The 9510-nt window shown below is 65.1% G+C and carries 9 protein-coding genes; 6 read left to right on the plus strand and 3 right to left on the minus strand.

The features are described from left to right. The coding region (locus VMR03_RS03840) for a TauD/TfdA family dioxygenase (protein ID WP_325402459.1) at positions 1–602 on the minus strand (602 nt) is incomplete at its 3' end. Positions 603–692: 90 nt separating this feature from the next. Here VMR03_RS03840 and VMR03_RS03845 point away from each other — a divergent pair. Continuing rightward, a complete protein-coding gene (locus VMR03_RS03845; protein ID WP_325402461.1) occupies positions 693–1400 on the plus strand; it encodes a Crp/Fnr family transcriptional regulator in 708 nt (235 codons plus the stop codon). A 171-nt stretch (positions 1401–1571) separates the two neighbouring features. On the opposite strand, the gene VMR03_RS03850 is transcribed toward VMR03_RS03845, so the two are convergent. After that, positions 1572–2570 carry a nitronate monooxygenase family protein gene (locus tag VMR03_RS03850; protein ID WP_325402463.1) on the minus strand — a complete coding sequence of 333 codons (999 nt, stop codon included), beginning with the start codon at positions 2568–2570 and terminating at the stop codon, positions 1572–1574. Between the two features lie 204 nt (positions 2571–2774). Between VMR03_RS03850 and VMR03_RS03855 the strand changes: the two genes are divergently transcribed. Together VMR03_RS03855 and VMR03_RS03860 are read left to right on the plus strand one after the other, a co-directional pair. After that, positions 2775–3686 (plus strand): LysR family transcriptional regulator, encoded by a 912-nt coding sequence (locus VMR03_RS03855; protein ID WP_325402465.1) that lies wholly within the window; start codon positions 2775–2777, stop codon positions 3684–3686. Between the two features lie 110 nt (positions 3687–3796). Further along, complete coding sequence (locus VMR03_RS03860; protein WP_325402467.1) at positions 3797–4804, plus strand: nitronate monooxygenase family protein; 1008 nt, start codon at positions 3797–3799, stop codon at positions 4802–4804. Between the two features lie 174 nt (positions 4805–4978). Here VMR03_RS03860 and VMR03_RS03865 read toward each other — a convergent pair whose 3' ends face one another. Beyond that, positions 4979–5983 carry an NAD-dependent epimerase/dehydratase family protein gene (locus VMR03_RS03865; RefSeq protein WP_325402469.1) on the minus strand — a complete coding sequence of 335 codons (1005 nt, stop codon included), beginning with the start codon at positions 5981–5983 and terminating at the stop codon, positions 4979–4981. Between the two features lie 123 nt (positions 5984–6106). On the opposite strand from VMR03_RS03865, the gene VMR03_RS03870 reads away from it, so the two are divergent. The 3 genes from VMR03_RS03870 to VMR03_RS03880 all read left to right on the plus strand — a co-directional run. Beyond that, positions 6107–7003, plus strand: a complete 897-nt coding sequence (locus VMR03_RS03870) for a LysR family transcriptional regulator (protein ID WP_325402472.1) — start codon at positions 6107–6109, stop codon at positions 7001–7003. A 149-nt stretch (positions 7004–7152) separates the two neighbouring features. After that, the gene (locus VMR03_RS03875) at positions 7153–8367 is read left to right on the plus strand and encodes an acyl-CoA dehydrogenase (protein WP_325402474.1); all 1215 of its coding nucleotides are present in this window, start codon (positions 7153–7155) and stop codon (positions 8365–8367) included. Positions 8368–8398: 31 nt separating this feature from the next. Then, positions 8399–9510 (plus strand): MFS transporter (locus VMR03_RS03880; protein WP_325402476.1); only part of this gene is annotated, 1112 nt, incomplete at its 3' end.

The raw sequence follows: 9510 nt of genomic DNA on the forward strand, positions 1-9510 counted from the left end.
GGATTGACATAGAGCGCCTTGCGGCCGCTCAGGGGATGCGTGATGACGACCGGATGCGCCGCCTCGCCGATCAGGCTCTCGCCCTTGAAACCGCCCGCCTGATCGCTGTTCTTGTAGAAGCCCGCCGCGCCGAAGGCGAGCGCGTTCGAATGCACGGCCTTCATGGCCGACAGCGTCTTCTTCATGCCGTCGGAGAGCGCCTCATAGGCGGCATACATATTCGAGAACAGCGTATCGCCGCCCTCCTCCGGCAATTCGCGCGCGACGAGGATCGAGCCCATGGCCGGCGTCGGATCGTAGGAATGATCCGTGTGCCACGCACCACCGATATTGGTCTTTTGTTCTCTCTCCTTCCGTACCTCGGCGATCTCGGGATATTGCCCGTTCGCCGGAAAGAACTTGTTGATGTCGATCTCGCCCCAGCGCCGCGCGAAGGCGATGTGCTCCTCCGGCGTCAATTGCTGGTCGCGAAAGAAAATGACGCCGTAATCGCGATAGGCGTCGCGCACCGTCTCCATCTCGCTGTTGCTCAGCCGCCTGAGATCGACGCCCAGCACTTCCGCGCCGCAGCCTGCCGTCAGTTTTCTCACCGTCGCCGTCATGCTCTTTCCTCCCGGACATTCCTGTTTGCGCTTGAGAATAGGCGCGCCGAAGAGGAAGATTGTAACGAATGTAACAATGCGAATGCAGACATGGCGACGCCGCCCACCCCGCAGACCCGCATCGCAGCCGTGCTTGGCCGCAATCCGTGGTTCAACCGCCGTCCGGCGGAGTTTCGCCGCCGCCTGATCCAGCATGCGCAAGTCTCGGCCGTCGAGGCGGGCCACTGGCTCTATGATCGGGGCGACGAGGCGCGCGGGCTTTACGGCGTGCTGAGCGGATCGGTCACGACCTATGTCGCGCTCGACAATGGCGACAACGTGCCGGTCAATATTTCAGGTCCCGGCGCGATCTTCGGCTTCGCCGCGCAACTTCTCGGCGGCCACCGCGTGACGACGGCGGTGGCGCGCGAAAGGTCGGAAATCATCTTCGTGCCGCAGCACGCGCTCGCCGCTACCGCGCATGATCTCCCGTCGCTCTGGCTCCATTTCGCCGAACTCGCCACCGAGCAACTGACATGGGCGGTCAGGATCATCGCAGAGCGCGCGCGGCTTTCGCCCCGCGCCCGTCTCGCCGCCCGGCTTCACGCCTATGCCATCCAATGGGGAAAGACCGACGGGATCGTCACCCTGCCGATCCGTCAGGACGAACTGGCCGACCTGACCGGCCTCTCGCGCAAGACGATCAATGGCATCCTGCGTGCGTTCGAAGACGAGGGTCTCGTCGCCCTCGGCTACCGCGAAATCGAAATCCGCGACGAGCGGGGATTGCGCCGCATCTCGATGGAAGATGCCGCATGAAAAGCCCGCGCCGTTTCCGGCGCGGGCTCTCGCTTCGCCCCTATTTCGTCATGGCCGGACTTGGTCCGGCCATCCACGTCTTTCTTCTATTGATCGCAGGCCAAAGACGTGGATACGCGGCCTCCTTGATTTAAAGGAGGGCCCGCGCATGACGGAGAAGGAATTGACGCCTTACTCCGCCGCCTGCGCCGCCGTCAGCCCGGCCATGCGGTCGAGGCGGTTCTTGATGATTGCTTCGGCTTCCGAGACCATGCGGGTCACGAGGTCCTTCACCGTCGGGATGTCGTGGATGAGCCCCTGCACCATGCCGGCCGACCAGATGCCGTAGTCCGGATCGCCCGCCTCGTAGACGACCTTGCCGCGCTGGCCGGAGACGAGATGCATCACGTCCTCGATCTTGGCATTGCCCTTCTTCTCGATGGCGACGACTTCCTGGCTGACGATGTTCTTCGCAACGCGGGCCGTATTGTGCAGTGTACGGAAAATAAGATCGGTCGCCCGTTCGTCATTGGCGACGATCTGCTCCTTCACCTTCTGATGAATGGGGCTCTCGACCGTGCACATGAAGCGGGTGCCCATGTTGACGCCTTCCGCGCCGAGCGCGAGCGCCGCGACCAGACCGCGCGCGTCGCCGAAGCCGCCGCTGGCGATCATCGGGATCTTCACCTTGTCGGCGGCGGCGGGAATGAGGATCAGGCCCGGAATATCGTCCTCGCCGGGGTGCCCGGCGCATTCGAAGCCGTCGATCGAGATCGCGTCGACGCCCATGCGTTCGGCCGACAGCGCGTGGCGGACCGCCGTGCACTTATGGATGACCTTGATGCCGTGCTTCTTGAAGTCGTCGACATGCTCCTGCGGCTTGTAGCCCGCCGTCTCGACGACCTTGACGCCCGACTCGATGATCGCCTGACGATACTCGGCATAGGGCGGCGGCTTCAGCGCGGGCAGGATGGTGAGGTTGACGCCGAAGGTCTTGTCCGTCATCTCGCGGCACTTCTTGATCTCCTTGACGAGATCTTCCGGCGTCGGCTGGGTCAGCGCGGTGATGAAGCCGAGCGCGCCCGCATTGGCGACGGCCGAGACGAGCGTCGCGCGCCCGACCCACTGCATGCCGCCCTGCACGATGGGGTGCTCGACCCCGAACATTTCCGTAAACCTGGTTTTGATCACGAGGTTCTCTCCCTGAGATGGCCCTTGGGGCCTGATGTCTTTATCCCTCCTTTCTAGCAGAAGGCGGCGGCCGGGGGCAGTCCGCCCGGCGAAACCCTTTGCGAGGCCGCCGCCGCTCTTCCCCAGCGTTATTCCGCGCCGCCTTGAAATCGGAGGCGTCAGAGCGCATCTTTCGGCAGAATTATGCAAGAGGGGTGTTCGGTAATGAACAGCGACGACGCCGAGGCCGGCTGGGACGCCTATCGTATCTTCCTCGCCGTGGCGGAAGCGCAAAGCCTGTCGGCGGCGGGCCGGCGCCTGGGCCTGAGCCACGCAACGGTCGGCCGCCATGTGGCCGCGCTGGAGAAAACGCTCGGCACGAAGCTCTTCATCCGCGAGCCCGCCGGCTATGCACTCACCGCCGCCGGAGACCGGCTTCGAAGCGAAGTCGAGCCGATGGCGATCGCCGCCGAACGCGCCATGCGCGCTGCCACCGCCGACGACGGCGAGCCGCGCGGCACGGTCCGCGTCTCGACCGCGCCCGGCATCACCGCCCATTGGCTCGTGCCGCATCTGCCGGGCTTCCATGCGCAATTCCCGGGCGTCGAACTCGACTTCGTCACCGAGGCCTGGCCGGCCAGCGTCCGCCGCCGCGAAGCCGACATCGTCATCCGCCTCTACGGGCCCGGCGAGGAAAACCTCGTCGGCCGCAAGATCGGCCGCCTCGGCGTCGCCTTCTACGCCTCGAAGGATTACGCGGCGAAACACGGGCTTCCCACGAAGCGCGAGGAATGGGAGGAACACGACATCCTCGGCTTCGCCGGCTCGTCCGCCAATCAGGAACTCGCCCGCTGGAGCGCGCATGTGACGCGCAACGCACCGACGCATCTGCGCTTCTCCTCGCAGATCGACACCGCCTATGCCGTGCTCGCCGGCGTCGGCATCTCGGCCCTCACCTGCCTGACGGGCGACGCCTATCCCCAGCTCCTGCGCATCTCGCCGGAAAAACTCTACAGCTCGACCGACATCTGGCTGCTCACGCATCCAGACCTCAAGGACACGCCGCCCGTGCGCGCCGCGATGGATTTCATTGCCGCAAGGGCAAAGGCCGATCGGGCACGGCTCGCGGGCCGCTGAGGCGACGCCGATCATCCGCGCACAGGCCTGTGTGGATTTGTGTGCAGACAAGCCGAACGCCCCGGACCATAGTTTCGCCAACGCTTTCAGAAACCGGCCGAGGAAACACCATGGCTTTGACCGCCAATCTCAAGAACAAGCTCGAGCTGCCCGTCATCGGCTCGCCGCTCTTCATCGTCTCGGGCCCCGAACTCGTTATCGCGCAATGCAAGGCGGGAATCGTCGGCTCCTTCCCGGCCCTCAACGCGCGGCCTGAACACGTGCTCGAGGAATGGATCGTCCGCATCAAGACGGAGCTCGCCGAATATCAGGCCGCAAATCCCGATAAGAAGGTCGCGCCCTTCGCGGTCAACCAGATCTGCCACGCCTCGAACGACCGCCTGATGCACGACATGGAAGTCTGCACCAAGCACGAGGTGCCGATCATCATCACGAGCCTGCGTCCGCCGGCGGAGATCGTCTCGGCCGCGCATTCCTATGGCGGCGTCGTCTTCCACGACGTCATCAACGTCAAGCATGCGAAAAAGGCCGCCGAGCAGGGCGTCGACGGTCTGATCCTCGTCTGCGCCGGCGCGGGCGGACATGCGGGCACGCTCTCGCCCTTCGCGCTGGTGCGCGAGGTGAAGCAGTGGTTCGACGGCACGGTGCTGCTCTCGGGCTCGATCTCGGACGGCTGGGGCATCGCGTCGGCCCTCGCGCTCGGCGCCGACCTCGCCTATATGGGCACGCGCTTCGTTGCGACGGCGGAGGCGAACGCCGAAGCCGCCTACAAGGACGCGCTGATCGCCCATGCGGCCGAAGACATCGTCTATTCCAACCTCTTCACCGGCGTTCACGGCAACTATCTCGCGCCGTCGATCGCGGCGGCCGGCCTCGATCCCGCCAATCTTCCGGAGGCGGATAAATCGAAGATGAATTTCGGTTCCGGCGGCAACATGAAGCAGAAGGCCTGGCGCGACATCTGGGGGTCCGGCCAGGGCATCGGCCAGATCAAGGACGCGCCGCCCGTCGCCGAACTTATCGGCCGCCTGAAAAAGGAATATCTCGAAGCCTGCCGCGACTTCGCTTCCCGCATGCCCCGCGAAGCGCTCGCCGGATTGCAGGCGGCGGCGGAATAAGACGATTCGGTCTCCTAAAGCTGTCATCCCGGGCTTGTCCCGGGATGACAGATCGTTTTGCTCAGAACCCCAACCCCATCCAGATCGCCGTGAGAATCCACACGGCGGTTCCGGCCAGCGCGCCGCCGAGCGAGATGAAAATCCGCGCCGCGCCCATTCTGATTTCCTCCGGCATCACGCCCTCCCTTCGGCGACCGCGCCCATGCCGACGGATTTTTCATCCAGGCAGCCGAGCCCCTTGAGCGTGAGACGCAAAGCCTCCTCCGTCGGCGTATGCGGTTCCTCGCCGAGAAAGGCGATGAGCTTACGATTGTCGAGCTTCACCGGAACTTTCCAGAGGTAGCGCATCTCGAGCATCTCGCGGAACGTCTCGACGAAGGGCGCGGCAAGATAGACGGCGAACCACGGAAACCGGCGGATCGGCGCGTCGGGTTTCCCCGCCGCGCGCCGCGTCGCCTCGGCGATCTCGACGCCCTTCTCGAACCAGTGCCCGCCGAAATGAAAAACCTCGAAGCGGCCGAGTTCGCCCGCGCGATCGACCAGACGCGCGAAGGTCTCGGCGAGGTCCGGCAGAAAGGCCCAATTGTGCCCTGCGTCGCGCTTGCCCGGATAGGTCACCGAGCGGAAAGGCTTGCCCGGCTTCACGAGCCCCTGGCCGAACCAGTTGTTGCCGCCATGGACGCCGAAGAAATCGCCCGCCCGCACGATCAGCACCGGCACGCCCTCGTCCGACGCCTCGCGCAGCCGCGTTTCCATCGCGACGCGGATCGCGCCCTTGCGCGTCTTCGGGTGCTGCGGCGAAGTTTCGCCCAACAGCGGGAAGGCATCCGGTCCGAAATTATAGACCGTCCCCGGAAAGAGAAGCCGGGCGCCGGCCGCCTTCGCCGCCGCGATCGAGCTTTCGAGCATCGGCAGCGCCGTGCCTTTCCAGTTGCGATAGCCGGGCGGATTGGCGCCGTGGAAAACGACATCGGCGCCCGCGGCCGCCGCGACGACGTCGTCGGTCTTCATGGCGTCGCCCTTGACCCAGTCGATGGGCCCCAGCCAGGCAAAATTCCGCGCCGCCATGTCGGGTTTGCGATGCATGGCGCGGACCTGCCAGCCATGGGCCCGGAAGGCAAGCGCCGCCTCGCCGCCAATGCCGCCGGTGGCGCCGATGATGAGAATGGTGCGGATCATGTGACGATCTCCCTTGGTGCCGCGCCCCTTGGCGCCCTCGAAAGATCATCCATTCATCTACGAATATGAATTGCGGAAATCCGGCTATCCTTTATACATTTTCGTATGGATAGATCGGTTCGTATGGACAGGTTGGACCCGGGCTGGGAGCTGTACCGCTCCTTTTTGGCGGTGGTCCGGGAGGGAAGCCTCTCCGGCGCCGCCCGCGCGCTCGGCCTGACCCAGCCCACGATCGGCCGCCACATCGACGCGCTGGAGGAAGCGCTCGGCATCGCACTCTTCACCCGGTCCCAGACCGGTCTCAACGCGACCGAAGGCGCGCTCGCCCTCGTGCCCCACGCCGAGGCCATGGCAAGCGCCGCCGAAGCCCTTCAGCGCGCGGCCTCGGGCGAGGCCGACGAGGATCGCGGCACGGTTCGCATCACCGCGAGCGAGATGATCGGCACGGAGGTCCTGCCGCCGATCCTGGCGCAATTCCGCGAGGCGCACCCCCGCATCGCCGTCGAACTGCTGATTTCGAACCGCTCGGAAGACCTACTGCGCCGCGAGGCCGACATCGCGATCCGCATGATCCGGCCGACCCAGACGGCCCTTGTCGCGCGTAAGGTCGGTGTCGTTCATCTGGGACTTTTCGCCCATCCGGCCTATCTCGAACGACACGGCGCGCCGTCGACGGCCGACGAACTCGGGGCTCACGCGATCATCGGTTTCGACCGCGAGCCCTCGATCCGCCGCATCGTTCAGCTCGGCATGACGCTCAGCCGCGATCTCTTCGCCTTCCGCTGCGACAGCGACGTCGCGCAATTTGCGGCGCTGCGGGCCGGCTACGGGATCGGCGTTTGCCAATATGCGCTCGCAAAACGCAACGGCCTCGCGCGCGTCCTGCCCGAGATCGAGGTCTTCGAACTCGATGTCTGGGTCGCCATGCATGAAGACCTGAAGACCAGCCGCCGCATGCGGCTGATGTTCGACCATTTGGCCGCCGAGCTTGCGGACTACGTCGCCCTGGAGAAAGGCTGACCGGGCTCGGCCCTTCGAGACGCCGAAAGCACCAGCCCCCTCGCCATACGCAACGCCCATGGCCCCATCCGGCACCGAACCGGGGTCGCCACGCCGCCGCCGCCCTGCTATATCAGCGGCCAAACGCCAAAGTCCCGCGAGGTCAACTCATGTCCCAAGCCGCCGCGCAAGCCCCGGTCGCCAATCCGCCGCTGGCCCCCTTCAACTGGGAGGACCCGCTGCTTCTCGACGAACAGCTCACCGAGGAAGAGCGGATGGTGCGCGACGCCGCCCGCGCCTATGCGCAGGAAAAGCTCTTCACGCGGGTCAAGGAAGCGAACCGCAACGAGATCTTCCATCGCGAGATCATGAACGAGATGGGCGCGCAGGGGCTCCTCGGCCCGACGCTGCCCGAGAAATACGGCTGCGCCGGCCTCTCCTATGTCTGCTACGGCCTCACCGCCCGCGAAGTCGAGCGCGTGGACTCAGGCTACCGCTCGGCGATGAGCGTGCAGTCCTCGCTCGTCATGCATCCGATCTATGCCTATGGCACGGAAGCCCAGCGCGAGAAGTACCTGCCGAAACTCGCATCCGGCGAATGGGTCGGCTGCTTCGGCCTGACCGAGCCCGATCACGGCTCCGATCCGGGGTCGATGAAGACCCGCGCCAAGAAGGTCGATGGCGGCTATATCCTCAACGGTGCGAAGATGTGGATCACCAACGCGCCGATCTCCGACCTCGCCGTCGTCTGGGCGAAGACCGACGACGACGTCATCCGCGGCTTCGTCGTCGAACGTTCGTTCAAGGGTTTCACGACCCCGAAGATCGAGGGCAAGTTCTCGCTCCGCGCCTCGATCACCGGCGAAATCTCTCTGCAGGACGTCTTCGTCCCCGATGAGAATCTGCTGCCCAATGTGCGCGGCCTTGCCGGCCCCTTCGGCTGCCTCAACCGTGCCCGCTACGGCATCGCCTGGGGCGCGATGGGCGCCGCCGAATTCTGCTGGCACGCGGCGCGGCAATATACGCTCGACCGCAAGCAGTTCGGCCGTCCGCTGGCCGCGAACCAGTTGATCCAGAAGAAGCTCGCCGACATGCAGACCGAGATCGCGCTCGGCCTTCAGGGCTGCCTCCAGCTCGGCCGCCTCTTCGACGAGGGCAAGGCCGCGCCCGCCGCGATTTCGCTGATGAAGCGCAACAATTGCGGCAAGGCTCTTGATATCGCCCGCGTCGCGCGCGACATGCATGGCGGAAACGGCGTCTCGGACGAATACCACGTCATCCGCCACGTCATGAACCTCGAGGCCGTCAACACCTATGAAGGCACGCATGACGTCCATGCGCTGATCCTCGGCCGCGAGATCACGGGGATACAGGCTTTCTACTGATCGGCACTTCGGGGGCCGAAGGAGACCAATCGTGAGTGATACCGTCGCCAACGCGCCCGCCCCCTCGGTGAAAGACACCGCCTTCGTCGTGCTCGGCGCAATCAGCCTCTGTCATTTCATCAACGACATGCTGCAATCGCTGCTGCCCGCGATCTATCCGATGCTGAAGGAAAACTACGGCCTCGACTTCGGACAGATTGGCCTCATCACGCTGACCTATCAGATGACGGCCTCGCTGCTGCAGCCCGTCGTCGGCTTCTACACCGACAAGCGCTCAAGCCCCTGGTCGCTTGCCATCGGCATGGGTTTCACGCTGGTCGGGTTGCTGCTCCTCTCGGTCGCAAGCCACTTCTTCATGCTGCTGGCGGCGGCTGCGCTGGTCGGCACCGGCTCGTCGATCTTCCATCCGGAATCGTCGCGCGTCGCGCGCATGGCCTCGGGCGGGCGTCACGGCCTCGCGCAATCGCTTTTTCAGGTCGGCGGCAATGCGGGTTCGGCGGTCGGTCCGCTGCTTGCGGCTTTCATCATCGTGCAGAAGGGTCAGGGGAGCGTCGCCTGGTTCTCGGTCGCGGCCATGCTCGGCGTCGTCGTGCTGTGGAATGTCGGCGGCTGGTACAAGCGGCATGCGGCACCCGTCGCGAAAGGCCCGGCCCGGCATGCGTCGCACATCACCGCCATTCCGACCCGCCGCGTCCAGATGGCGATCGGTATCCTGTTGCTGCTGATCTTCTCGAAATATTTCTATCTCGCGAGCTTCACGAGCTATTACACCTTCTACCTGATCGAGAAATTTCACGTCTCCGTCGAGGACGCGCAGGTGCTGCTCTTCGTCTTCCTCGGCGCGGTCGCGGCGGGCACGATCATCGGCGGGCCGCTCGGCGACCGCTTCGGCCGCAAATATGTGATCTGGGCCTCGATCCTCGGCGTGCTGCCCTTCACGCTGATCCTGCCCCACGCCAATCTCTTCTGGACCGCGATCCTCAGCGTACCCATCGGGCTCATCCTCGCTTCGGCCTTTCCGGCGATCATCGTCTATGCACAGGAGTTGATGCCCGGCCGCGTCGGCACGGTGGCCGGCCTCTTCTTCGGCTTCGCCTTCGGCATGGGCGGCATCGGCGCGGCGGCGCTCGGCGAGCTCGCCGA

Source organism: Parvibaculum sp., assembly GCF_035511255.1.
Classification (GTDB): Bacteria; Pseudomonadota; Alphaproteobacteria; order Parvibaculales; family Parvibaculaceae; genus Parvibaculum.